General features: G+C 65.4%; 19 protein-coding genes. 8 read left to right on the top strand and 11 right to left on the bottom strand.

The genetic code is table 11. From position 1 onward, the window contains the following. Nucleotides 1-38 precede the first annotated feature (38 nt). Nucleotides 39-2,426 carry a 3-hydroxyacyl-CoA dehydrogenase/enoyl-CoA hydratase family protein gene (locus AC3IR9_RS08370; protein WP_489295273.1) on the top strand — a complete coding sequence of 796 codons (2,388 nt, stop codon included), beginning with the start codon at nt 39-41 and terminating at the stop codon, nt 2,424-2,426. Between the two features lie 22 nt (nt 2,427-2,448). Further along, a complete protein-coding gene (locus AC3IR9_RS08365; RefSeq protein ID WP_489295272.1) occupies nt 2,449-3,657 on the top strand; it encodes an acetyl-CoA C-acyltransferase in 1,209 nt (402 codons plus the stop codon). A 226-nt stretch (nt 3,658-3,883) separates the two neighbouring features. Here the strand turns inward: AC3IR9_RS08365 and galU are convergent, their stop codons facing one another. From galU to cmk, 8 genes are all read right to left on the bottom strand, one after another. After that, nucleotides 3,884-4,768, bottom strand: a complete 885-nt coding sequence (gene galU / locus AC3IR9_RS08360; RefSeq protein WP_489295271.1) for a UTP--glucose-1-phosphate uridylyltransferase GalU — start codon at nt 4,766-4,768, stop codon at nt 3,884-3,886. Further along, a complete protein-coding gene (locus AC3IR9_RS08355; RefSeq protein ID WP_489295270.1) occupies nt 4,765-6,675 on the bottom strand; it encodes a polysaccharide biosynthesis protein in 1,911 nt (636 codons plus the stop codon). Before AC3IR9_RS08355 ends, galU begins: the two co-directional genes overlap by 4 nt. A 16-nt stretch (nt 6,676-6,691) precedes the next feature. Further along, entirely contained in the window at nt 6,692-7,666 is a 975-nt protein-coding gene (locus tag AC3IR9_RS08350; RefSeq protein ID WP_489295269.1) for an MraY family glycosyltransferase, read from the bottom strand. A gap of 3 nt (nt 7,667-7,669) precedes the next feature. Further along, nucleotides 7,670-8,848 (bottom strand): lipopolysaccharide assembly protein LapB, encoded by a 1,179-nt coding sequence (gene lapB / locus AC3IR9_RS08345; RefSeq protein ID WP_489295268.1) that lies wholly within the window; start codon nt 8,846-8,848, stop codon nt 7,670-7,672. A 6-nt stretch (nt 8,849-8,854) separates the two neighbouring features. Continuing rightward, entirely contained in the window at nt 8,855-9,145 is a 291-nt protein-coding gene (locus AC3IR9_RS08340) for a hypothetical protein (RefSeq protein WP_489295267.1), read from the bottom strand. 163 nt (nt 9,146-9,308) lie between these two features. Further along, complete coding sequence (locus AC3IR9_RS08335; protein WP_017355596.1) at nt 9,309-9,614, bottom strand: integration host factor subunit beta; 306 nt, start codon at nt 9,612-9,614, stop codon at nt 9,309-9,311. An 87-nt stretch (nt 9,615-9,701) separates the two neighbouring features. Beyond that, nucleotides 9,702-11,387: a 30S ribosomal protein S1 gene (rpsA, locus tag AC3IR9_RS08330; protein ID WP_489295266.1), complete on the bottom strand. Its 1,686-nt coding sequence runs from the start codon at nt 11,385-11,387 to the stop codon at nt 9,702-9,704. 195 nt (nt 11,388-11,582) lie between these two features. Then, entirely contained in the window at nt 11,583-12,263 is a 681-nt protein-coding gene (gene cmk, locus AC3IR9_RS08325; RefSeq protein WP_489295265.1) for a (d)CMP kinase, read from the bottom strand. Nucleotides 12,264-12,457: 194 nt separating this feature from the next. On the opposite strand from cmk, the gene ykgO reads away from it, so the two are divergent. The 6 genes from ykgO to AC3IR9_RS08295 all read left to right on the top strand — a co-directional run bounded on the left by ykgO (nt 12,458) and on the right by AC3IR9_RS08295 (nt 17,348). Then, entirely contained in the window at nt 12,458-12,583 is a 126-nt protein-coding gene (gene ykgO, locus AC3IR9_RS08320; protein WP_057628212.1) for a type B 50S ribosomal protein L36, read from the top strand. Nucleotides 12,584-12,791: 208 nt separating this feature from the next. Continuing rightward, nucleotides 12,792-13,118 carry a hypothetical protein gene (locus AC3IR9_RS08315; RefSeq protein WP_489295264.1) on the top strand — a complete coding sequence of 109 codons (327 nt, stop codon included), beginning with the start codon at nt 12,792-12,794 and terminating at the stop codon, nt 13,116-13,118. 64 nt (nt 13,119-13,182) lie between these two features. After that, complete coding sequence (locus tag AC3IR9_RS08310; protein ID WP_489295263.1) at nt 13,183-14,220, top strand: agmatine deiminase family protein; 1,038 nt, start codon at nt 13,183-13,185, stop codon at nt 14,218-14,220. A gap of 461 nt (nt 14,221-14,681) precedes the next feature. Further along, entirely contained in the window at nt 14,682-15,569 is an 888-nt protein-coding gene (locus AC3IR9_RS08305; RefSeq protein ID WP_489295262.1) for a carbon-nitrogen hydrolase, read from the top strand. A 20-nt stretch (nt 15,570-15,589) separates the two neighbouring features. Further along, nucleotides 15,590-16,120, top strand: coding sequence for a GNAT family N-acetyltransferase (locus AC3IR9_RS08300; RefSeq protein WP_489295261.1), 531 nt, complete (start codon nt 15,590-15,592; stop codon nt 16,118-16,120). Next, nucleotides 16,113-17,348 carry a TraB/GumN family protein gene (locus AC3IR9_RS08295; RefSeq protein WP_489295260.1) on the top strand — a complete coding sequence of 412 codons (1,236 nt, stop codon included), beginning with the start codon at nt 16,113-16,115 and terminating at the stop codon, nt 17,346-17,348. The genes AC3IR9_RS08300 and AC3IR9_RS08295 overlap by 8 nt, the downstream gene beginning before the upstream one ends. Nucleotides 17,349-18,041: 693 nt before the next feature. On the opposite strand, the gene AC3IR9_RS08290 is transcribed toward AC3IR9_RS08295, so the two are convergent. The 3 genes from AC3IR9_RS08290 to AC3IR9_RS08280 are packed head-to-tail and all read right to left on the bottom strand — an operon-like array spanning nt 18,042 to nt 25,785. Further along, the gene (locus AC3IR9_RS08290) at nt 18,042-21,128 is read right to left on the bottom strand and encodes an efflux RND transporter permease subunit (RefSeq protein ID WP_489295259.1); all 3,087 of its coding nucleotides are present in this window, start codon (nt 21,126-21,128) and stop codon (nt 18,042-18,044) included. Next, complete coding sequence (locus tag AC3IR9_RS08285; protein WP_489295258.1) at nt 21,125-24,646, bottom strand: efflux RND transporter permease subunit; 3,522 nt, start codon at nt 24,644-24,646, stop codon at nt 21,125-21,127. The genes AC3IR9_RS08290 and AC3IR9_RS08285 overlap by 4 nt, the downstream gene beginning before the upstream one ends. Further along, on the bottom strand, nt 24,643-25,785 hold the full coding sequence (locus tag AC3IR9_RS08280; protein WP_489295257.1) for an efflux RND transporter periplasmic adaptor subunit: 1,143 nt from the start codon (nt 25,783-25,785) through the stop codon (nt 24,643-24,645). The genes AC3IR9_RS08285 and AC3IR9_RS08280 overlap by 4 nt, the downstream gene beginning before the upstream one ends. Nucleotides 25,786-25,978: the final 193 nt, after the last annotated feature.

Below are 25,978 nucleotides of genomic sequence, written 5' to 3'. Positions count from 1 at the left end.
GCGCTGCCCGACTGCCAGACCAACAAAGGCTTATCGACATGTCCAATTCCCTGCTAGTCCGCCGCGTCGCCGTGCTGGGTGCCGGCGTCATGGGCGCCCAGATCGCCGCCCACCTGACCAACGCCGGCGTCGACACCGTGCTGTTCGACCTGCCTGCCAAGGAAGGCCCGGCCGATGGCATCGTGCTCAAGGCAATCGCCAACCTGGGCAAGCTCAGCCCTGCCCCGCTGGCCAGCAAGTCCTACGCGGAACGGATCACCCCGGCCAACTACGGCACGCCTGATGACAGCAGCGGCCTGGAGCAGCTGCGCGACTGCGACCTGATCATCGAAGCCATTGCAGAGCGCATGGACTGGAAGCAGGACCTGTACAAGAAGATCGCCCCGTTCGTGGCCGATCACGCGGTGCTGGCCTCCAACACCTCCGGCCTGGGCATCAACAAGCTGGCCGACGTGCTGCCCGAGCAGCTGCGCCACCGCTTCTGCGGCGTGCACTTCTTCAACCCGCCGCGCTACATGCACCTGGCCGAGTTGATTCCTGCCACCACCACCGATGCCGCCGTGCTGGAAGGCCTGGAAGCGTTCCTGGTCACCACCCTGGGCAAGGGCGTGGTGTACGCCAAGGACACCCCGAACTTCATCGGCAACCGCATCGGCGTGTTCTCGATCCTGTCCACCATCCACCACACCCAGCAGTTCGGCCTGGGCTTTGATGAAGTGGACGGCCTGACCGGCCCGCTGGTCGGCCGCCCGAAGTCAGCCACCTACCGCACCTCCGACGTGGTTGGCCTGGACACCATGGCCCACGTGATCAAGACCATGGGCGACACCCTGCCCAATGACCCGTGGCATGAATTCTTCAAGTCGCCGAAGTGGCTGGACGCGCTGATCGCCAAGGGCGCGCTGGGCCAGAAAACCGGCGCCGGCATCTTCCGCAAGGTCGGCAAGGACATCGTGGTGCTGGACCTGGAAAAGCAGGACTACCGCGCCGCCGACCGCAGCGCCGCGCCGGAAGTGGTCGAGATCCTGAAGATCAGGAACCCGGCCGAGAAGTTCGCCAAGCTGCGCGACAGCCAGCACCCGCAGGCGCAGTTCCTGTGGGCGACCTTCCGCGACCTGTTCCACTACAGCGCCTACCACCTGGCCGACATTGCCGAAACCGCGCGCGACGTGGACCTGGCCATCCGCTGGGGCTACGGCTGGTCGCTGGGCCCGTTCGAAACCTGGCAGGCCGCCGGCTGGAAGCAGGTGGCGCAGTGGATCGCCGATGACATCGTCGCCGGCAAGAGCATGAGCAATGCGCCGTTGCCGGACTGGGTATTCGATGGCCGCGATGGCGTGCACGCCGCCGAAGGCAGCTACAGCCCGTCGCGCAATGCCAAGCTGCCGCGCTCGGCACTCCCGGTGTACCAGCGCCAGCGCTTCCCCGATCCGCTGCTGGGCGAGCAGTTCAGCCCGGGCGAAACCGTGTTCGAGAACGACGGCGTGCGCATGTGGCACGACGGCGACGGCATTGCCGTGGTCAGCTTCAAGACCAAGATGAACACCGTGTCCGACCACGTGCTCAACGGCCTGCAGGACGCGATCAAGCGCGCTGAAAAAGACTTCAAGGGCCTGGTGATCTGGCAGCAGAAGGAACCCTTCTCCGCCGGTGCCGACCTGGCCGGCGCACTCGGCCTGCTGCAGGCCGGCAAGGTCGACCAGTTCGAAGAGATGGTGCACAACTTCCAGCGCACCAGCCAGGCGATCAAGTACTCGCTGGTGCCGGTGGTGACCGCCGTGCGCGGGCTGGCCCTGGGCGGCGGCTGCGAGTTCCAGATGCACAGCGCCAAGAGCGTGGCCGCACTGGAAAGCTACATCGGCCTGGTCGAGGCCGGCGTCGGCCTGCTGCCGGCCGGTGGTGGCCTGAAGGAACTGGCCGTGCGTGCCTCGCAGGCCGCCGGTCCCGGTGGCGACGTGTTCGCCGAGCTGAAGAAGACCTTTGAAACCGTGGCCATGGCCAAGGTCTCCAACTCAGCGATCAATGCCCAGGAACTGGGCCTGATGCGCGCCACCGACAAGGTGGTGTTCAACAGCTTCGAGGCGCTGTACATCGCCAAGGCCGAAGTACAGGCGCTGGCCGAAGGCGGCTACCGTCCGCCGATGCCGGCACGCCGCATCCAGGTGGCCGGCGACGTGGGTATCGCCACCTTCAAGATGATGCTGGTCAACATGCTGGAAGGCCGCTTCATCAGCCCCTACGACTACGAAATCGCCGTGCGCATCGCCACCGTGCTGTGCGGCGGCGAAGTGGATCGCGGCACGCTGGTGGACGAAGAGTGGCTGCTGACCCTGGAGCGCAAGCACTTCGTCGAACTGGCCCAGCAGGAAAAGACCCAGGCCCGCATCGCGCACATGCTCAAGACCGGCAAGCCGCTGCGTAACTGACCCTTTCAAAGAGATCACTGCAATGACCAAGCAAATCCAGGACGCCTACATCGTCGCCGCCACCCGCACCCCGGTTGGCAAGGCGCCCAAGGGCATGTTCCGCAACACCCGTCCCGATGACATGCTCGCCCACGTGCTCCGCGCGGTGGTCGCGCAGGCCCCGGGCATCGACGTCAACCGCATCGACGACGCCATCATCGGCTGCGCCATGCCCGAGGCCGAGCAAGGCATGAACGTGGCGCGCATCGGCGTGCTGCTGGCCGGCCTGCCCGACACCATCGCCGCGCAGACGGTCAACCGCTTCTGCTCCTCCGGCCTGCAGGCGGTGGCCATGGCCGCCGATCAGATCCGCCTGGGCAATGCCGACCTGATGCTGGCCGGCGGCACCGAGTCGATGTCGATGGTGCCGATGATGGGCAACAAGATCGCAATGGCGCCGAGCGTGTTCGACAACGACCACGTCGCCATTGCCTACGGCATGGGCATCACCGCCGAGAAGGTCGCCGAAGAGTGGAAGGTCTCGCGGGAGGAGCAGGATGCCTTCGCCCTCGCCTCGCACCAGAAGGCCATCGCCGCGATCCAGAACGGCGAGTTCAAGGATGAGATCAGCCCCTACGACATCCGCACCCGCCAGCCCGACCTGGCCGACGGTCGCCGCATCATCACCCGCGACACGATCGCCGACACCGATGAAGGCCCGCGCCTGGATTCGTCCGCCGAAGGCCTGGCCAAGCTGCGCCCGGTGTTCCGCAACGGCCAGTTCGGCGGCACGGTCACCGCCGGCAATTCCTCGCAGATGAGCGATGGCGCCGGCGCGGTGCTGCTGGCCTCCGAGCAGGCCGTGAAGGATTACGGCCTGACGCCGCTGGCACGTTTTGTCAGCTTCTCGGTGGCCGGCGTACGTCCGGAAGTGATGGGCATCGGCCCGATCGCCGCCATTCCCAAGGCACTCAAGCAGGCCGGGCTGACCCAGGACCAGCTGGACTGGATCGAGCTCAACGAAGCCTTCGCCGCGCAGTCGTTGGCGGTGATCCGCGATTGCGGCCTGGACCCGTCCAAGGTCAACCCGCTGGGCGGCGCCATCGCGCTGGGCCATCCGCTGGGCGCCACCGGCGCGATCCGCACCGCCACCCTGCTGCACGGCCTGCGTCGTCGCCAGCAGAAGTACGGCATGGTGACCATGTGCATCGGCACCGGCATGGGCGCAGCGGGCATTTTCGAGTCGCTGTGATGCCGCGTGGGTGCCGACAACACGTCGGCACCGGAGGGTGGGTATCGACCGTTGGTCGGTACACATCGCACCGGTAGGTATCGACCGTTGGTCGATACGGAACGCAAAAAGGGCAGCCGCGAGGCTGCCCTTTTCGTTTTGGTGCGTACCGACCAACGGTCGGTACCTACCTTGGTCCTGGCGTACCGACCAACGGTCGGTACCTACCGGTTGCTCGGGTTGGCGATCAACCTTCGGCCAGGGCCTTCTGCAGCATCTCGCGCGCCGGTCCGGCGAGCTTCTCGTTGTTCAGCGCGAAGCGGATGGTCGCTTCCACCAGGCCCAGATGGGTGCCGCAATCGAAACGCGTGCCCTCGAAACGGAACGCATCCACGCGCTCGCTCTTGAGCAGTTCGGCAATGGCATCGGTCAACTGGATCTCACCGCCCGCACCGGTGCCGGTGGCTTCCAGCAGCTCGAAGATCTTCGGGCTCAGCACGTAACGGCCGACCACGGCCAGGTCACTGGGTGCGTCCTCCGGCTTGGGCTTTTCGACAATGGCGCTGATATGGCCTTGCCGGCCGTCGAAGGCCTCGGTCGCCACGATGCCATAGCTACCGGTCTTGTCGTGCGGAACATCCTCCACGGCGATGACACTGGCGCCACTGGCCTGGTTGGCATCGGCCATCTGCTTGAGCGCACCGTCGCCGCGATTCCAGATCAGGTCATCGGGCAGCAGTACCGCGAACGGCTCGTCGCCGACGATGGCCTTGGCGCACAGCACCGCGTGGCCCAATCCGAGCGCCTCGGCCTGGGTGACGAAGATCGCGCGCACGCCATTGGGCAACACATGACGGACCAGCTCCAGCTGCTCCAGCTTGCCGGCGCGCTCGAGCTTCTGCTCCAGTTCGTAGGCCTTGTCGAAGTAATCAGCCACCGCATGCTTGTAGCGGTTGGTGATGAAGATCAGGGTGTCGCAGCCTGCTTCGATCGCCTCGTCAACGGCGTACTGGATCAGCGGTCGATCGATGATCGGCAGCATTTCCTTGGGTACCGTCTTGGTCGCGGGAAGGAACCGGGTACCCAGCCCTGCCACCGGAAAAACCGCCTTGCGAATACGCTTGTTCGTCACAGCCTGTTGGCCTCTCGAGCCGGAAAGGGAAGCACTTTAGCCGACGCGACGTTATTGTCCTGTTGCTGCAGCGGCGAGAACTCGGGCATCGTCGCGAACAGGATGGTGTTGATCGCATCGGTGTCATAGGAGGCGATGGCCTCGCGCAGGCGCGGCACATTGCCCAGCACCTGATCGCGGGCGAACGTGCGCACACCGGCTTCGAGAATCTTCGGATGCGCCGTCGGGCGATAGTCCTCGTCCGAATAGAACAGGGTCTCGTGCAGCTTCTCGCCCGGGCGCAGCCCGGTGTAGATGATCGCGATGTCCTTGTAGGGCTGCTTGCCCGCCAGCCGGATCATCTGTTCGGCCAGCACGCGGATCGGCACCGGCTCGCCCATGTCCAGGGTGTAGATGGCCCCATGCGACGCCGACGCGGCCGCCTGCAGGATCAGCTGGCAGGCCTCGGGAATGGTCATGAAGTAGCGGGTCACTTCCGGGTCGGTCACCGTGACCGGGCCGCCCTTGAGGATCTGGTCGCGGAACAGCGGCACCACGCTGCCGGCCGAGGCGAGCACGTTGCCGAAGCGAACGGTCACGAACCGGGTGTGGCTGGTTTTCTGGTCCAGGCTCTGGCAGATCATCTCCGCGTAGCGCTTGCTCGCACCCAGCGCGTTGACCGGGTCGACCGCCTTGTCGGTGGAGATGAACACGAAATGCTCGATGCGCGCTTCGACACAGGCCCGCGCCACCGTTTCGGTGGACAGGATGTTGTTGCGTACCGCCTCGCGCAGCTGGCGCTCCAGCACCGGCACCTGCTTGTAGGCGGCGGCATGGAACACGGCATCGACATTGGACAGCGACAACGCATGGCGAATCACCGCCGGATCGCCACAGTCGCCCAGCACCGATTCCACGACCAGGTCGGGGAAGCTGCGGGTGAGCTCGGCTTCAATGGTCAGCAGCAGCAGCTCACTCATCTCCAGCAGCACGATGCGCCCGGCGCCATGGCGCGCGCATTGGCGGCACAGCTCCGAGCCGATCGAACCGCCGGCACCGGTCACCAGCACCGTGCGCCCGCCCAGCCAGCCCCGGATCAACGACCAGTCCGGCAGGATCGGCTTGCGTCCCAGTAGGTCTTCAATCGCCACTTCCTTCAACTCGCCGGGCAGCGAGTGCCCCAGCAGCACGTCGTTGAGCTTGGGCACCATGCGGAACGGCACGCCGGTGGCTTCGCAGAGCGCGACCACCCGCTGCATGCCCACGGCATCCAGCGAAGGAATGGCAATCACCAGCAGCTTGGCAGCGGTTTCGCGCACCACCGCCGGTGCATCGTCGAGCGTGCCCAGGATCGGCAGGCCCTGCAGCTTGGCCCCTTGCAGGTGCGGCGCGTCATCGAGCAGGCCGACCGGTTCGAAGTTGCCCGAACGACGCAGGTCGCGGACCAGCGCTTCGGCGGCCTGGCCGGCGCCGAGGATCAGCACCCGGCGCGCGGTGGCGTCGGACTGCAACGACTGATAATCCTTCCAGGCCCGGTACAGCAGGCGCGGCGCGCCCAGCAGCGCCGACAGCGCGAACGGATAAATCACCAGCACCGACATCGGTACGCCGCTGAAGCGCTTGTACGCCAGCACCACGACGATGGCCAGCAGGCCGATGAAGCTGGCTTTGAAGATGTTGAGCAGGTCGGCCACGCTGGCGAACCGCCACAGGCCGCGATACAGGCCCACGCGCCAGAACACCACCGCCTGGATGACCAGCACCAGCGAGGTGTCGATGTTCCACAGCGGGAGGGATGGCGCATCGGCCAGCATCGAATAGCGGCCAGCATGCAGCAGCTGCCAACAGGCCCAGACCATGAACAGGTCGTGGGCCACGATCGCTGCTCGCGGAATCAAACTGGTGACACGGTCCAGCCAAGGCGCCATAAATCAAACAATCCTTCTAGTTGCGCATTCCTTTGCGCAGGAGGAGCCACAAACCGGTTGCGAGGATCATCCACGCTACGGCCACGACAGCCTCCCACCTCGGCTGCAGATCGCTGCAAGCATTAAACACTGTAATACTGAACACGCCAAAAACAAAATACATCCCGGTGACGAAAGTGTGGCTTGCACCACCTTTCACCGCGCGCTGGTAGAGATGCTGGGTGTGGGGTTCCATCCATCTTTGCCCAGACAGCATGCGCGACAGGAGTGTGAAGCCCGCGTCCACAAGGAAGGCGGTCAGCGGCACCAGCAGCAGCAGCCAGTTGACCTCGGTCACCACGCTGGCCAGGCAGACCAGGCCCGCAATGGCGTAGCCCAGCGCACCGCTGCCCACATCGCCCATGAAGATCCGGGCGCGCGGGAAGTTGAACGGCAGGAAGCCCAGGCACGCCCAGGCCAGCACCAACCCGGCCAGCGCGAACGGGGCCGGCATCACCAGGGCGAACGCCAACCCGGCCAGGATCGCCTGGGTCGTCGCGATGCCGTTGATGCCATCCATGAAGTTCCAGATGTTGATCAACGATGTCGTGAACAACACCGCCAGCAGCGCCTGCCAGGGATTGCCGCTGGCCTGCCAGACCAGGCCGCCCAGCATCAGCGCGGCCAACAGGTGCACCAGCAGGCGGCGCGCGGCCGGCAACGGGCGGTGGTCGTCCCACCAGCCAATGCCTGCAACCAGGCCAAGGCCCAACCCGAACACCCCCAGCGGCGTGTGGGCCGCCGGCCACAGCATGGCGGCGGCGGCAATGGCCAGCAGCAAGGTCAGAACGATCGCGATACCGCCGCCGCGCGGGGTCGCCACCCCGTGGCTGCGACGTTCGCCGGGCTGGTCCAGCAGGTTGCGGCGCAGGGCGTAATGCCGGGCCACCCAGGTAAGCGCGGCCGCCACGGCCAGCACCGCCGGCAATCCGATCATCCAGGCCAAGGGCATGGTTTACAGCACCGCGTAGTTCAGCAGCGGCTTGACCGTACCCCATTCCTTGCAGCTGGGGCATTGCCAGTGGTGGGTGCGCGCGCCAAAACCGCAGCGGGTGCAGCGATAGGCAGGGTTGCGCACCAACAACTGGTCGGTGATGTGCTTGAGGTCGTGCAGGGTTGCGGTGGCATCGGCGCCGTCGGCCAGGGTCAGGTCGATCAGTGCCGATTCGCCACGCACCGAAGGGCGGTCCTTGAGCTGGCGGCCGAGATAGGCACGGGCGGGGGCGACACCCTCCTGTTCTTCCATCAACTGGGTCAGGGCCAGGACCGGGGCAATGCCCCGGTAGTGCTCGGTCATTTCCGACAGGAAGGCACGCGCGCCACCGAGGTCGCCGACCTTGCGGTAGTTCTGCATCAGCGGTTGCAGTACTTCGGGCAGGTATTCGGGATCGTTGCGCGCGGCACGCTCGAATGCGCGCACGGCGGCTTCGGCATTGCCGGCATCGGTTTCCAGCCGGCCTTCGATGATGCCGGCACGCACCGACATCGCATCGGCCTGGTAGGCACGGGCAATGGCCGCCCTCGCCTCGTCGTTCTTGCCGGCGCCACGGAAGCGCTCGGCCAGTTCGCACTCGAACTGCCCGATCAGCTTGCCCATCGGCTCGCCGGTGACTTCCTCGTAACGGCTGGCGTTGTCGATGGCTTTTTCCCAGTCGCGCTCGGCCTGGTAGATACCGATCAGGTGCTTGAGCGCCTGCGGGGCGCGCTGGTCGAGTTGGGCCAGCTCGGTGAACACGGTCTCGGCGCGGTCCAGCAGGCCGGACTTCATGTAATCCTCGCCCAGCGCCAACAGCGCCTGGACCCGTTGCGCATCGGTCAGGTCGGCACGGTTGACCAGGCCCTGGTGCAGGCGGATCGCCCGGTCCACTTCGCCACGACGACGGAACAGGTGCCCCAGCGCGACCTGGGTTTCAAAGGTTTCCTTGTCCAGCTCGGCGATATGCAGGAACAGCTCGATGGCCTTGTCGGGCTGCTCGTTGAGCAGGTAGTTCAGGCCCCGGAAGTAAGTGCTGGACAGGCGGCTGACCTGGTTGTCGCCATGCCGCTGCCCGCCGCGCCGGCCGATCACCCAGCCGGACAGGGCCGCCAACGGCAGGAACAGGAAGAACCAGAACCACTCGGAGACAAATTCCATCGGCGCTCAGCGTCCGTCGAAAGTAGAAGAAGGGGGTGCAACGGGTGCGGCCACCACGACGGCGGGCGGCTTCTGCGCCTTGCGCAATTTTGCGTACAACGGGATCACCAGGCTGGCCAGAACGAGGCCGCCGCCGATGATGGCACCGGACAGCAGGGCGATGATGATCGCCAGGCCGGTGGTAGTGGTGATTTGGGTGAAGCCCAGACTGAGAACCATCTTGTCCGAGTTGAGCGCACCGATAATGAGCCCGGCGACCAGAACCGCCAGTAGAACCAGCAGACGTACGACTTTCATGCAGCAGCTCCAGTTCCGGGAGGCTTAGAGAGTAGCGGAATATTGGAGGGTAGCGGACTAACAGTCCGCTCTACATGTCCGCTCTACATGTCCGCTCTACACGTCCACTCTACGGGTCCATCCGGGGGAAATCATGCATCCGCGCAGCGGATGCCAGCAGTAGTCAGGCAGGGTCGCTTTCCAGCGGCACCACGGCGCTGACGCGTTCGCGCAGCTCCTTGCCCGGTTTGAAGTGCGGGACATGCTTGCCCGGCAATGCGACCGATTCCCCGGTCTTGGGATTGCGCCCCAGCCGTGGCGGCCGGTAGTGCAGGGAAAAACTGCCGAATCCGCGGATCTCGATACGATCGCCGCCAGCCAGCGCCCCACCCATCATTTCCAGCAACGACTTCACTGCCAGATCGACATCGTCCGACTTCAGATGCGCCTGTCGGCGCGCCAGGATTTCGATCAGCTCGGATTTGGTCATTACGGGCTCTTCGGGGGGAACTCAGACCCTGAAACGGCCCGGACTAGTGTCCGGGCCGTCCAGGAAACGACTACAGCGTAAGGCCGATTACTCGGACTTGTTGCCGTTCAGCTGAGCGCGCAGCAGCGCGCCAAGCTGGGTGGTGCCGCTGGACGCCGAAGAGGACTGGTATTCCTCCAGCACTTCGCGCATTTCCGCATCGTCCTTGGCCTTGATCGACAGCTGCAGGGTACGGCCCTTGCGGTCCATGCCCACGAACTTGGCTTCGACCTTGTCGCCGACCTTCAGGAACTGGGTCGCGTCGTCGACGCGCTCGTTGGCAACGTCGCGTGCAGCCACGTAGCCTTCGATGCCGTCAGCCAGTTCGATGGTTGCGCCCTTGGCGTCCACTTCCTTGACCACGCCTTCGACCTTGGAACCCTTCGGATTGGCAGCCATGTACTGGCCGAACGGATCCTGCTCCAGCTGCTTGACGCCCAGGCTGATGCGCTCGCGCTCCGGATCGACGGCCAGGACCACTGCGTCCAGGTTGTCGCCCTTCTTGTAGTTGCGCACAACGTCTTCGCCGGTGGTGTTCCAGCTGATGTCGGACAGGTGCACCAGGCCATCGATACCGCCGTCCAGGCCGATGAAGATGCCGAAGTCGGTGATCGACTTGATCTGGCCCGACACCTTGTCGCCCTTCTTGTGGATGGCAGCGAAGGTTTCCCACGGATTGGCGGCAACCTGCTTCATGCCCAGCGAGATGCGGCGACGCTCCTCGTCGACGTCCAGGACCATGACTTCAACTTCGTCACCGACCTGCACAACCTTGGACGGGTTGACGTTCTTGTTGGTCCAATCCATTTCCGACACGTGCACCAGGCCTTCCACGCCCGGCTCGATCTCGACGAATGCGCCGTAATCGGTCACGTTGGAGACCTTGCCGAACACGCGGCTGTTGGCCGGGTAACGACGGGCGATGTTGTCCCACGGATCTTCGCCCAGCTGCTTCAGACCCAGCGAAACGCGGTTGCGCTCGCGGTCGAACTTCAGCACGCGCACGTCCAGCTCGTCGCCGACATTCACGACTTCGGACGGATGGCGCACGCGCTTCCAGGCCATGTCGGTGATGTGCAGCAGGCCGTCGATACCGCCCAGGTCCACGAATGCGCCGTAATCGGTCAGGTTCTTGACGACACCCTTCAGGATCGCGCCTTCCTGCAGCTTGTCCATCAGCTGCTCGCGCTCTTCCGAGTGCTCGCTTTCGACGACAGCGCGGCGCGAAACCACGACGTTGTTACGCTTGCGGTCCAGCTTGATGAGCTTGAATTCCAGCTCCTTGCCTTCCAGGTAGGCCGGATCGCGCACGGGGCGCACATCCACCAGCGAACCGGGCAGGAACGCGCGGACATCCTTGATGTCCACGGTGAAACCACCCTTGACCTTGCCGCTGATGCGGCCGGTGATGGTTTCGTTCTTTTCCAACGCTTCTTCCAGCTCGTCCCACACCATCGCGCGCTTGGCCTTCTCGCGCGACAGAACGGTCTCACCGAAGCCGTTTTCGATCGAGTCAAGGGCAACCTTGACGATGTCGCCTTCGGCGACGTCGATCTCACCAGCGTCGTTACGGAACTGTTCGATCGGCACGATGCCTTCGGACTTCAGCCCGGCGTTGATCACCACGACGTCGCCGCGGACTTCAACAACAACACCGCTGACGATGGAGCCCGGCTTCAGCTTGGCCAGATGGGCCTGGCTGGCTTCGAACAGTTCGGCAAATGATTCGGTCATTAGATTTACTCTGTTGGACACATGGGCATTGGTCCCCGAAGGGTTCCGTTTACTGCCCGCCTGTTGGTCGACCCCGGTATGGCAGGTCGTGTGTTAAGTAGGAAAACCGCCACGCACTATTGCGGGACGGAGCTGTTGTTGCCTTGCGATGGTGCGACAACCGCCGATGCGTTGGCGGTACTCCTGTACAACGGATCAGGCACCCGAAACCGGAAGCAGATCCAACACGTTGGCAACGACGGCGTCGATGCCGATACCACTGGTGTCGATGATGACGGCATCGTCTGCCGGCTTCAGGGGCGCCACTGTGCGCTGTGCATCACGGGCGTCGCGGGCCATGATCTCGCGCAGGAGGTCTTCAAAGTTAACAGAAACCCCCTTGTCTTTCAACTGCTTATGCCGGCGCTCGGCGCGTTCCTCGGCACTGGCGGTCAGGAAGACCTTGAATGGGGCGTCCGGGAAGATGACCGTGCCCATGTCGCGACCGTCGGCGACCAGACCCGGCTCCATCCTGAATGCGCGCTGGCGCTCTTTCAGTGCCGCACGGACCTCCGGAATGGCGGCAATCGCCGAGGCCAGGGCCCCGGTGGTCTCCAGGCGCAGCTCGTCGGTGGCATCGGTATCGTTCACGATCACCCGCAAGCCGCCGTCGGCCGCTTCGACGAAGCGGACATGGGTGTCGAAGGTGCAGCGGACCAGCGCCGAGGCGTCGGAAGTGTCGATATCGGCCCAGCTGGCGGCCACGCCCACGGCGCGGTACAGGGCGCCCGAATCGAGGTAATGCCAGCCCAGGCGGCGTGCCACAATGCGGCTGACAGTGCCTTTTCCGGCCCCGGACGGGCCGTCGATGGTGAGCACGGGAGGAAGCTGGTTCATGGGGTTCCCTGTGGAATTGACCGCCCATTCTAGCCCCCGCCCGGGGCCGCCTGAGACTTTTTTGGCGCAACCACTTGAAAGGATGGAAAAAAGACCGGTAGAATGGCGGGCTTGAACGGGCGTCACCTGCCGATTGTCATCTGCATATCGCGGCCGCGCTCCACCCGAATCCAACGTTTACGCCGAGGTATGCAATGAAAGTTCTCTCTTCCCTGAAGTCGGCCAAGACCCGTCACCGCGACTGCAAGGTCGTTCGTCGTCGCGGCAAGATCTTCGTGATCTGCAAGTCGAACCCGCGCTTCAAGGCTCGCCAGCGCTGAGCCGAAGGGCGTCACGACCTCCGGTCGCGACCCGCCTGAATGAAAAGCCGCCTCCGGGCGGTTTTTTATTGCCAATTTTGTTGTAATCGCAAGGTGGGTCCCGACCGTTGGTCGTGACGCCTCTGTTGTAATCGCGCGGTAGGTCCCGACCGTTGGTCGTGACGCCGTTGCCGTGACACCTTTCTTGACCACTGGGGAGTAGATCGAGATGAAGCGTTACCTGACCACCCTGCCATTGCTGGCCCTGCTGGCGGTATCCAGCGCCCACGCCGACACCCTGCTGATCGACCGCAGCCAGGAAAAGCCCGCCACCGCCCTGCCCGTCCGCGGCCAGAGCATGCAGCAGGTCCAGGCCCGGTTCGGCGATCCGGGCGAGCGCCTGGAACCGCGCGGCGGGCAGAAGCACCAGTGGCCGACCATCAACCGCTGGGTCTACCCGCAGTTCACCGTCTACTTTGAAAAGCAGAAGGTGATCGACGTGGTGGCCAACAAGGCCGATGCCAACGAGGTCGGCCCGAAGCCACCGATCCGCTGATCGGGCCTTGCGGCCCGGCCCACCCCTTACCGCCCGCCACCCGGCGGGCCATCGCACCGAGATCATGAACGACACGCTCCGCTTTCCGGCCGAATGGGAAACCCAGTCCGCCATCCTGATTGCCTGGCCCCACGCCGACACCGACTGGGCCGACCGCCTGGGTAACGTCGAGGACACCTACATCGCGCTGGTCGCTGCCATCACCCGCTTCCAGCCGGTAGTGATCATCGTCGCCGACGACGACATCGAGGCCTACGCCGATGCGCGCCTGCGCTCGAACCGGATCGACGTGGACCGCGTTCGTTTCGTCAGTGCGCCCTATGACGACACCTGGCTGCGGGACTCCGGCCCGATCACGCTGCGCCGCGCCGACGGCAGCTTCCGCCTGCTCGACTTCCGCTTCACCGGCTGGGGCGGCAAGTTCGAGGCCAGCCTGGACGACCAGCTGGTGGGTGCACTGCACGCAGCCGGCGTGTTCACGCCCGGTGCGGAGGTGCAGAGCATTCCGTTCGCGCTGGAAGGCGGCGGCATCGAGACCGATGGTGCCGGCACCCTGCTCACGACCTGGCAATGCCTGCACGAGCGCCACCCGGACCGCGACCGGGCCTCGCTCAGTGCCGACCTGGCCAACTGGCTGCATCAGGATCGTGTGTTGTGGCTGGACCATGGTTATCTGGAAGGCGACGACACCGACGCGCACATCGACACGCTGGCGCGCTTCGCCTCGGTGGACAGCATCGTCTACCAGGCCTGCGATGACAGCAGCGACTCGCATTACGCCGAACTGCAGGCGATGGGCAACGAGCTGGCCGCGCTGCGCACTGCCGACGGACAGCCGTACCGGTTGTTCCCGCTGCCGTGGGCACAGCCGGTGATCGACCAGGGCCGCCGCCTGGCCGCATCCTACGCCAACTATCTGATCCTCAATGGCGCGGTGCTGATGCCGGCTTATGGCGATGTGGCCGACGATGCCGCACGCGACGTACTGGCCACGGCCTACCCGGACCACGAGATCGTGCAGGTACCCTGCCGTTCGCTGATCTGGCAGAACGGCAGCCTGCACTGCATCACCATGCAGTTGCCGGAAGGGTTGCTGGCTTAAAACGTGGCGCCGGGCAGAGCCCGGCAACTGATGCGTAGTGCCGGGCTCTGCCCGGCAACGCCCGAAGCTGCGCCTCTGTTTTTCCTGGCAGGGAGGTTGGCGCACAGCCCCCTCCGGGACACGCCGTGAACCCATCCCTGGGGGCTGCTCCAAAACATCCATGTTTTGGAGCGTCCCTGCGGGGGCTGCGCGCCAACCTCCCTCGATGGATTCCGTACGGCGGCAGGAACGGCAGAAGCGCGTCGCCGTTGCCCTGGCTTTCCAGTGTCCACCGAACCCCCGTGCCCGACGGCCCTGCCCAGGGATGCGCCAGCCGAGGGTGCTTTTCGCCCAACAGCATGAAGCAGCCGGGCAGAGCCCGGTGCCACGGGTGCGCGGCGGCACCGCGCATTTAGCGCGCAGCACGCTGCGTGCACGCATCCGCGATAAACTGCGCCATTCCCCCGCAGGACCGCACCCGGATGAGCTCACGCCACCCCCTTTCCGTCGCCCTGATCCAGGAGCGCAACCACGGTGACGCCGCCGCCAATCTGGCCGTGATCGAAACGCGCGTGGCGGAAGCGGCCGCGCAGGGTGCCAAGCTGATCCTGCTGCAGGAGCTGCACAACGGCGCGTATTTCTGCCAGCACGAGTCGGTCGACGAGTTCGACCTGGCCGAACCCATTCCCGGCCCCAGTACCGAACGCCTGGGCGCCTTGGCCAAAAAGCATGGCGTGGTCATCGTCGGCTCGCTGTTCGAGCGCCGCGCCGCCGGCCTGTACCACAACACGGCGGTGGTCTTTGAAAAGGACGGCACGCTGCTCGGCAAGTACCGCAAGATGCACATCCCGGACGACCCGGGCTTCTACGAAAAGTTCTACTTCACCCCGGGCGACATCGGCTTCAAGCCGATCGACACCTCGGTGGGCCGCCTCGGTGTGCTGGTGTGCTGGGACCAGTGGTACCCCGAAGCGGCGCGTCTGATGGCGCTGGCCGGTGCGGAACTGCTGCTCTACCCCACCGCGATCGGCTGGGACCCCGACGATGCGCAGGACGAGAAGAACCGCCAGCGCGATGCGTGGGTACTCAGCCACCGCGGCCATGCCGTGGCCAACGGCGTGCCGGTGCTGAGCTGCAACCGCGTCGGCCATGAAGCCTCGCCGCTGGGTGCTTCGGGCATCCAGTTCTGGGGCAACAGCCACGTGCTGGGCCCGCAGGGCGAGTTCATCGCCGAGGCCGGCGGCGATCCCACCGTGCTGCTCTGCGAGGTCGACCTGCAGCGCAGCGAACACGTGCGCCGGATCTGGCCGTTCCTGCGCGATCGCCGCATCGATGCGTATGGCGATTTGACCAAGCGCTACATCGACTGAGCCGACAGGACCCCTGCCCCGTGACCGTGCTGCTGCGCGACGCCTGCGACACCGACATCGACGCCATCACCGCGATCTACGCGGTGGAGGTGACCGACTTGGTCAACACCTACGAGTACGACATCCCCGATGCCGGCGAGATGCTGCGGCGCATGCACGACATGCTCGGCCGCGGCTTTCCCTACCTCGTGGCGGAGATCGATGGCCAGGTGGCCGGGTATGCCTATGCCAACACCTATCGTGGCCGCATCGCCTACCAGTGGACGGTGGAGAACTCGGTCTACGTGGATCAGACTTTCCAGGGCCGCGGCGTCGGCACCGCGTTGATGCAGGGACTGATCGATGCGTGCGTGGCGCGCGGTTACCGGCAGATGGTGGCGGTGATCGGCGAACCGACCAACACCGCCTCGATCAAACTGCACGAGCGCTTCGGTTTCCATACCGTGGGCATTTTCCGCGGCCTCGGCCGCAAGCACGGCCGCTGGCTGGACACCGTCCAGATGCAGCGCGCGCTCGGCGATGGTGCCGACAGCGCCCCTTCCAATGAATGAAGCAATGACTGATACCCAGATCGATGATACCGGCGACACCCTGTTCGCCGGCCAGCCTGTGCGCGTGGTCGAACGCGACGGCGTGCGCTACACCCTGTTGGGTACCGCGCACGTCTCCCAGGCCAGCGTGGAAGCAGTGGAGCGCGCGATCGGCAGCGGCCGCTTCGATGCGGTCGCCGTGGAGCTGGATGCGCAGCGCCTGCAGGCGCTGACCAACCCCGATGCGCTGGGCAAGCTGGATCTGGTCGAGGTGATCCGCAAGGGACGCGTGGCGTTGTTCGCCGCCAACCTCGCGCTGGCCGCCTACCAGCGCCGACTGGCCGAGCAACTGGGCATCGAGCCGGGCGCCGAGCTCAAGCGCGCCGTCACGCTGGCCAACGAACACCAGCTACCGGTGCACCTGATCGACCGCGAAGTGGGCCTGACCTTCAAGCGCGCCTCGCAGCGGCTGGGCTTCTTCGGCCGGATCAAACTGGTGATGGGCCTGGGCGCAGGCCTGTTTGCCTCGGACGAGGTCGGCGAAGACGAGATCGAAAAGCTCAAGCAGGGCGATATGCTGGAAGCGAGCTTCGGCGAGTTCGCCAGCGAGAGCCCGGCGCTGTATGAAACCATCATCGGCGAGCGCGACCGCTACATGGCCACGCGCCTGCGCGAAGTACACGACCCGGCCCAGCGCGAAGTGCTGGCAGTGGTCGGGGCGGGCCATTTGGCCGGCCTGGCGAAGTATCTGGAAACCGATACCGATGCGCCCGGTCCGCTGCGCGAGTCGCTGGAAGAGGTTCCGAAGAAGCGCAACCTGCCGTGGATCACGCTGATCATCCTGGCGGTGGTGCTGGCCGGCATCGCAGTGGGTTTCTACCGTGGCGGGCTGGGCATGGGCGGCGAGCTGCTGCTGACCTGGGCGATGTATACCGGCGGGCTGGCCGGGCTGGGCTGCCTGTTGGCCGGCAGTCATCCGTTGAGCATCCTCACCGCGATCGTGGTGGCCCCGTTCAAGCCGTTCCGCTTGAGCATTCCTACCGGTGCGTTCGCCGCGCTGGTGGAAACCCGCCTGCGCAAGCCGGCCTACGAAGATTTCCTGAAGCTGCGCGATGACGCGCAGAGTGTAAAGGGCTGGTACCGCAACCGGGTCACCCGGGTGGTGCTGACCTTCATGCTGACCAACCTGGGCAGCATGCTCGGGCTGTGGCTGACCGGCCTGCAGGTGTGGGGCAAGGTCGCCGGCTGACACCCCGCCCGTAGAGCCGACCGTTGGTCGGCTGCCCTTCGACCGGGGCTTATGAATGCTGGACGTACGGCTCGGCTAAAAAGCTGGCGCACGGTGGGGGTAGCGGTGGCATCTTCGTTCGGCCATATCGCGAGCATCCGGGGCCGCTAGGCGGCCGGCAGACCCTTGTGCAAATGTCCCCCGGCCGACGCCTGCGGCGACGGCATCCTCCTTTATTTTGCCAAGGATCTGCCGGCCGCCCAGCGGCTCGGCTTGCGGTGCGCCAGGAGCGGTATCCACGCATGGCGTGGATGCATGGGTTCACGGTGGTTCTCGACACGCGGGCACCGATACCCACGGGTAGGTCACCACCGTTGGTGGTGACGCTGATCCCAGCCAAGCATGCCCTCGCATTGCACTGTGCCTCTGCTTTCCGCACGCCGAGCCCCTTGGCGGCCGGCAGGTCCTTGGGCAAAATCAAGGAGGAGGCCGCCACAGGCGGCCGGGGGACATTTGCACCAAGGGCCTGCCGGCCGCCAAGGGGCCCCGGACGCTCGCGCTGCACGCAATCGAAGACGCACCCGCTCGCTGCTGCAGCCGGTTGAAACGAATCCATCCTCTCAACGGGCAGAAGAAACAAGAAAGCGCCTCGATTCCTGATGGAATCGAGGCGTTCTTCTTCCGTGATTGTCTGCAGCCGACCAACGGTCGGCTCTACGCGGGGGTGATTACCGCATCCTTGGGCGGCAGTCCACGCGCGCGGCGGACGATCCGCGACACCGCACTGCTCATGTCATCGAGCATCGCGTAGATGGTCGGCAGGAACAGCAGGCTGACCACCGTGGAGAACGCCAGGCCACCGGCGATGGCACGGGCCATCGGGTAGTACGGCGGGCCGTTGCCGAGCAGCTGGGTGTCGGTCAGCGAAATCGGCACCATCGCCAGGATCGCCGTGCCCATGGTCATCATGATCGGGCGCAGGCGTTCGCGTGAGCCTTCCACCAGTGCCTGGGTACGTCCCACCCCACGCCGGCGCAGGTTGTTGATGTGCTCGATCATGACGATGCCGTTGTTCACCACCACCCCCATCAACACCAGGATGCCGATGAAGGACATGATCCCGAACGAGGTACCGGTCAGCCAGAACAGCCAGAATACGCCGAAGATCGAGAACAGCACGCCACTCATGATCGCCGCCGGGAACAGCAGCGACTCGAATACCGCCGCCATCACCACGTAGATCATCACCAGCGCGATCAGCAGGTTGAACAGCATCTGCTGCATCGCCTCGTTGTCGTCGCCATAGTCGCCGCCATCGAAGGTGAAGGTGTAGCCGGCCGGGAAGCTCATCGGCTTGAGCGTCTCCTCCATCGCCTTGCGCGCTTCCGGTGCGGTGATCTTCTCGGCCAGGTTGGCCTTGATGGTCAACGTGGTCTGGCGGTTGGTGCGGCCGATCTGCGTGGCGGCGGGTTTGATCGACACATCGACCAGGCTCAGCAGCGGGACCGAGCGACCATCACCGGTGCGCACGGTGAAGCTGGCCAGGTCCTCCGGGCTGCTTTGCTCGGCGCCGGCAAAACGCACCCAGACCGGCACCTCGCTGTCACCACGACGGAACTCGCGCAGCGGTGCGCCACGCAGGGCCAGGCCGACGAAACTGGCCACCTGCTCGGCATTGAACCCGAATGCCGCCGCACGCTCGCGGTCGACATGCACGGCCAGCTCGCTGCCCTTCTCGCCGTTGTCGATACGCACATCGCGCAGCTCCTTGCGCTGGGCCAGCAACGGCACCACCTCCTCGCCGATCTCCTGCAGCATCTTGGTCGAGTCACCGACCAGCTGCACCTGCACCGACTGGTTGCCGCTGCCACCGCCGTCACCGCCCTGGTTGCCGACGATGTAGTCGGCACGTGCCGAGCGCGGCAGCCCCTTGCGCAGCGCTTCCTGCACGGCCGGCAGGTTGTCGGCGTGCTTGGGGTCGAAGGTCACCGTGGTACTGCTGCCTTCCTGCTCGCTGTACCAGGAATAGACCTGGATGATGTGCAGCCTCTCGCGGTTCACTTCCAGGTAGCGCTCGACCCGCGCGACCTCGTCGGACATCTGACCGTAGGTGAAAGCGCCCTTCCAGTTGTAGCCGATGAAGACTTCATGGCCGCCCTCGCCACCGAACATGTCGATTTTGGTCAGCTTCATCGGCACCAGGCTGATCAGCACCACCATCAGTATGCCGAACACGCTCCAGCCGCGGTGTTCCAGGGTCCATTGCAGCAGGCGCGCATAGCGCCGCTGCAACCGCGCGATCACCCCGGAGTCGGAATGCACCAGCTTGGGTGTCTGCATGCGCGCGGACAACATCGGGATCAGGCTGACGGCCACCAGCCAGGACGCCAGCAGCGACACCGAAATGGTGATCGCGATCTGCGACATGAAGATGCTGATGTTGTTGGTTTCGCCAAACAGGTTGGGCACGAACACGATGCAATGGCACAGCGTGCCGGCGCTCAGCGCGATGGCCACGTTGCGGGTGCCGATGATCGACGCCTGTACCGGCTGATCGGGCATGCGCTCGCGTTCCTGGTAGATGCTCTCCACCACCACCACCGCGTTGTCCACCAGCATGCCCACGGCCAGCAGCAGGCCCATCATGGTCAGGATGTTGAGGGTGACCCCGACGAAATACATGAAGCCCAGGGTGACCACGAAGCAGATCGGGATCGCCAGCGTCACCATCAGCGTGGACGGCCAATGGCGCAGGAAGAAGAACAGCACCGTGATCGACAACAGCAGGCCGACCGCGCCCGCTTCGGCCAGCTCCAGCAGCGAGGAGGTGACCATCTTGCCCTGGTTGTCGATGACCTTGATCTGCACATCGCGCATCGAAGGCTGCGTGCGGATGGATTCCACCTCGGCCAGCGCCGCGCGCGATACCTCCACCAGGTTGGCGCTGCGTTCCTTGTAGATGTCCAGGCCGACCGCCGGATTGCCGTCCAGGCGACGGCCGTAGTTCATGCGGCTGGGCTTGAGCCGGATCTCGGCGATGTCGCCCAGGCGCAGGCCCTTGGTGTCGATCACCAGGTCGCGCAGCTCCTGCAGGTCGGTGATTTCACCGATCGGCTGGATGCGCACGCGTTGGCCGTTGTCGTCGATCTGCCCGGCAGAGATCGAGAAGTTCAGCGTACGCAGGCGGTCGCTGAGCTCGTTGATGCTCAGGTTGTGCGCGGTCAACCGGTCCGGGCTGATCGCGATTTCCACTTCGTTCGGCGGCGCGCCGGAGATGTTCACCCGGGCCACGCCGGGAATGCGCTCGATGCGCCGTTTGAACTCGCGGTCGAGCATGTCGTACGCGCCGGTCAGGTCGGTGCTGCTGGCCAGGCGCACCTTCAGCACCGGATCGTCGCTGCTGGACCACTTGAACACGCTGTAGCGCTGCAGGTCGTCGGGCAGGTCGCTGCGGATCGCATCGATGCGCTCGCGCGCGTCGGACGCGGCGATGGCGATGTCGCGGTCCCAGTCGGTGAACTCGATGAAGATGCTGGCGCCTTCGGAGGTGGCCGAGGAGCGCATGCGCTTGATCCCGGTCATGGTCGCCAGCGCTTCTTCGGTCGGGCGGATGATGTTGCGTTCCACCTCTTCCGGAGTGGAGCCGGTGTAGGGCACCTGCACGAACAGGAACGGCGCGGAAATGTCCGGCAGCGCTTCCAGCGGCAGCCGGAACGAGGCGATCAGGCCAACCACCACCAGCGAGATGAAACACATGATGGTGGTGATGGGGCGACGGATGGAGAACTCGGCGACGCTCATGCCGGCTCCTGTGCGTCATCACCGCCAGCAGCGGTGTGCACCGGCGCGGTCCTCCCGGCATGCGTGCGACCACGTTCGCGGTAGTAGGCATCGCCGCGCCGATCAAGCAGGTCATACACCACCGGGATCACCACCAGGGTCAGCAGGGTGGACACCAGCAGGCCACCGATCACGGTGATCGCCATCGGCGCGCGCACTTCGGCGCCCTCGCCCATCGCTACGGCCAGCGGCAGGAAGCCGAACAGCGTGCACAAAGTGGTCATGATGATTGGCCGCAGGCGCGAGCGCGCGCCTTCCACCAGTGCCTCCTGCTTGGGTACGCCGGACTCGCGCAGCTGGTTGACCTTGTCGATCAGGATGATCGCGTTCTTGGTCACCAGGCCCACCAGCAGGATCAATCCGATGAACACCACCACCGAGATCGGCTTGCCGGTCAGCATCAGCGCCAGGATCGCACCGACCAGCGCCAGCGGGATGGTGAACAGGATGACGAACGGGTGCAGCAGCGATTCGAACTGCGAGGCCATCACCAGGTAGACCAGGAAGATCGCCAGGCCGAAGGCGAAGATCAGCGAGCGTGCCGATTCGGCCAGTTCCTCGCCCTGCCCACCGATGTGCATGCCCACCCCGGCACCCAGCGGCTGCTTGCCGACCATGTCCTGCACTTCGCGTACCGCGCCGCCCAGGTCGATGTCGCGCAGGTTGGCCGAGACCACCGCAACGCGGGTCTGGTCGGCACGGTGGATCTCACTGGGGCCGTTGGTGGCCACCACCTCTGCCACCGCATCCAGGGTGACCGGACGACTGCTGCCCGGGTTGACGATCAGGCGCCGGATGCTGTCCACGCTGGCGCGGTCACCTTCCTGGGCACGCACCAGCACGTCGATCTTGCGGTCGCGGAAGCTGTAGCGGGTGGCCACATCGCCACGCACCTTCTTGACCACCACATCGGCAATCTGCCGCGTGGTCAGGCCCAGCGCACCGGCACGCTCCTGGTCGAAGCGGATCTGGATTTCCGGGAAGCCCTCTTCAACGGTGGATTTGACGTCGGCGTAGTGCGGGTTGTTGCGCAGCATCGCGGCCAATGCCTGCCCGGCATGTTCCAGCGTCGCCATGTCCTGGCCGCGCAGCTCCACTTCCAGTGGGGTGGAGAAACTGAACAACGCCGGCCGCGCGAAATCGACCTGCACACCCGGGTGCTGCTTCATCGAGTCGCGCAGGCGTTCGGTGATCGCAGCCTCGGTGCGTGCATCACCACCACCGGCCATCACCACGGTCAGCTTGCCGATGTTCTCACCGCTTTCGGTCGGGCTGGCATCCAGCCGCGTGCCGCTACCGCTGACACCGTACAGCGAGGCGATCTGCGCGTCCTTGGCATGCCCCAGCTGCAGCTCACGGACCAGCGCATCGGTTTGCTTGAGCGGCGTACCGGCCGGCAGCTTGGCGGTCATTTCAAAACGATCCTGGGCCAGCTGCGGGATCAGGTCCGCACCCAGCATCGGTACCAGCGCCATGGTCAGCACGAACGCCAGCGCGGCCAGGCCTAGCACCTTGCCTGGATGGTGCAAGGCCCCCGGCAGCAGCTTGAGGTAGCCACGTTCGGCCCCGGCATAGGGCTTCATCGCCACGTCACTGGCCTTGCGCATCACTGGTCCGACCACGGCCACCACACCCCGCCATATCCGGATGATCGTCCAGGCCACCGCAAAGAAGCTCCAGCGCACCAGTGCGCCGATGCCACGGCGACCACCGGCCACCGGCTTGAGCCAGCGGTGCTGCGGCTGCCACGGGTCGTGCGCGGGTTCTTCCGGGAAAGCCAGCGGCGGGCGCCCCTTGAGCGAACTCAGCATGGGGATCAGGGTCATCGACACCAGCAGCGAAATCGCAATGGCAATGGCCACGGTCAACGCCTGGTCGCGGAACAGCTGGCCGGCGATGCCATCCACGAACACCAGCGGCAGGAACACCGCGATGGTGGTCAGGGTGGAGGCGACCACGGCCATGCTCACTTCGCGGGTGCCGGCAATGGCGGCCTGCAGGATGCCCAGGCCGCGTTCGCGGGCCTTGGCGATGCTCTCCAGCACCACGATCGAATCATCCACCACCAGGCCGGTGGCCAACGCCAGGCCGCCCAGCGACATCACGTTGAGGCTCAGGCCCATCTGGCCCATGAAGAAAAACGTGGTGATGATCGAGACCGGCAGCGACAGGCTGATCACGAACGTGCTCCAGCCATCGCGCAGGAACAGGAAGATGATCAGGATCGCCAGCAGGCCGCCGATCACCGCATCTTTCTTGACGTCGCTGATGGCGTGCTCGATGAAGCGCGACTGGTCTTCGATGGTGGTCAGTTCGGCATCGCCGGGCACCTGCGCCTTGATCTGCTCCAGGCGGGTGCGCAGTGCTTCTGCGGTGGCCACGGTGTTGGCGTCGCCTTCCTTGTAGATCGCCAGCTCGACCGCTTCCTTGCCGCCCAGGCGGATGATCGCCTCGCGCTCCTTGTACCCCTGGCGTACGCTGGCGACATCCTTCAGCCGCACCGGTATGCCGTTTGCAATCGTGGAGGAGCTGCTGCTGGAAGCACTCTGCGCGGCCGAGGCCGCAGCGACGGCGGCATCGGAGCCGGTCGACGCGGCAATCGCGAACATCTGCTGCATGGCCGCGTCGGCGGCACTGCCGTTGCTGCCCTGGGTGGTGACCAGCAGGTTGCGGATGTCGTCCAGGTCGGCGAACTGGTTGACGGTGCGCACCAGGAAACGCTGCGACCCTTCTTCCAGGCGGCCGCCGGAAATGTTGATGTTCTCTTCCTTGAGCCGCTTGATGACGTTGTCGATCGGCAGGTTGAGCTGGGCCAGCTTCTGCTGGTCGATGTCGACCTGGATCTCGTCTTCCAGGCCGCCGCCCACCTTGACCGCGGCCACGCCGGCCACTGGCTCCAGCTTCTTCTTCAGGTCTTCATCGGCATAGCGGCGCAGCTCGGTGAGCTGGCGCACCGCATCGGCATCGGACCCCGGATCATGCTTGGCCGAGATCACCAGGCGCATGATCGGTTCGGTGGACGGATTGAAGCGCAGCAGCACCGGGGCCTTGGCCTCCAGCGGCAGGTTCAGCGCTTCCATCTTGTCGCGCACTTCCAGGCTGGCCTGGTCCATGTTGGTGCCCCAGGCAAACTCCAGCACCACGTCGCTCTGCCCGGTACGCGAGACCGACTTGAGCTTGCGCAGGTTCTTGACCACGCCCACGGCCTCTTCGACCGGTTCGCTGATCAGGGTTTCAATTTCGGTCGGTGCCGCACCGGTGTACTCGGTGCGCACGGTCAGGGTGGGATAGCTCAGGTCGGGCAGCAGGTTGACCTTGAGGTTGCCCAGCGCGATGAAGCCGAACAGCATCAGCGTCACCGTGCACATGGCGATGGTGACGCGACGGCGGGTGGCGAACTCCACCAGGCCGCCGCCATGGGCGCCCGGTCGATCGCCGTGGTGCGGGTCGTTGCCGTGGTCGTTGCCGGCCGAGGTCATTGGCGGCTCTCCGCCTTCTTTGCCGGCGCGGCGGCATTGGCCACCGGCTTGGCGCCGATCACCTGCACGGCTGTCCCGTCACGCAACGCCACCTTGCCGGCAGTCACCACCTGGTCGCCAGCGGCCAGTCCCTCGCGGATTTCCACCCAGGGGCCCTCGGCGTAGCCCAGCGTGACCCGCACGCGCGCCACCTTGCCGTCGCGCACGCGGAACACCGCCGGTTCGCCATCGTCGAGCAGCGCCAGGCGCGGCACCACCAGCGCATCGGCGCGCTGGTCGTAATCGATGCGGATGCGGCCAAACATGCCCGGCTGCAGGCCGGCGGCATCTTCGCCGAAGCCGCTGACCACGCGGAAGGTGCCGCTGCCGGCATCGACCACCGGGGAAATGCGATCGACCACGCCGGGGAACGACTTGCCCGGCAACGCATCGGCCAGCAACGTCACCGGTTGCCCGGCACGCAGGGTGGACAGTTCGCGCTCGGGCACGTTGAGGGTGGCTTCCAGGCGCGAGTTGTCGACGATGCGGAAGATCGGCGTGTTGATCTGCACGAAGTTGCCGGTCTTGATCGAACGTGAGGCGATCACTCCGGCGATCGGCGCGACCACCGTAGTGTAGGACAGCTCAAGCGTGGCCAGGCGGTACTGCGCACGGGCGTTTTCCAGGTCGTAGCGGATCTGGTCGACATTCTCGATGCTGACCATCTGCTGGCCCACCAGCTTCTGCGCACGCTGGAAGTTGTTCTCCAGCTTGCGCATCACCGCCTCGCTCTGCGCGACGGCCAGGCGCGCGCGGTCCGGGTCCAGCCGCACCAGCGGCTGTCCGGCACGGACCGCCTGGCCCTCTTCGACCAGCACGGCCAGTGCCACGCCGGAGGTCTTGGCCACCACCTGCGATTCGGCGCGCGCTTCCAGCGCCGCCGTGCCGGTGTAACTGGCGGCGACCGCGCGACGGGTCGCGGCGACGGCCTCGACCGGTACGGCCTCGACGGCCTTTTCGGCCTTGGGATCCTTTTCCGCCGCTTGCGCTTCGGCACTACCGCCGCCGGCGCCACAGCCGCTGAGCAGCAGGCAGGAAGTCATCAACAGAGCAGCGGCGCAGGTTCCGGTGCGGCCGTGCAGGAAGGAGTTTCGCGACATCGTCAGGTCCCTGAGGGATGCGTGGGCAGGTGTGGTAGCAAAGTAATGCACCACGTCACGACTACACCATATCCCAAAGGTCATGGTGACCTGCGGCGCCCGCTCACCGCCCCGGTTTCAGCAAGATGAAAACGCAGGCTATACTCGGGCCAGTTCCGTACCCCACGCCGGAACGACCAGACCCGTACACCGG

This window comes from Stenotrophomonas sp. GL_101, from assembly GCF_057835675.1.
Note: the sequence above shows the minus strand (reverse complement) of the source record. Positions and strands in the feature narration are given on the sequence as shown.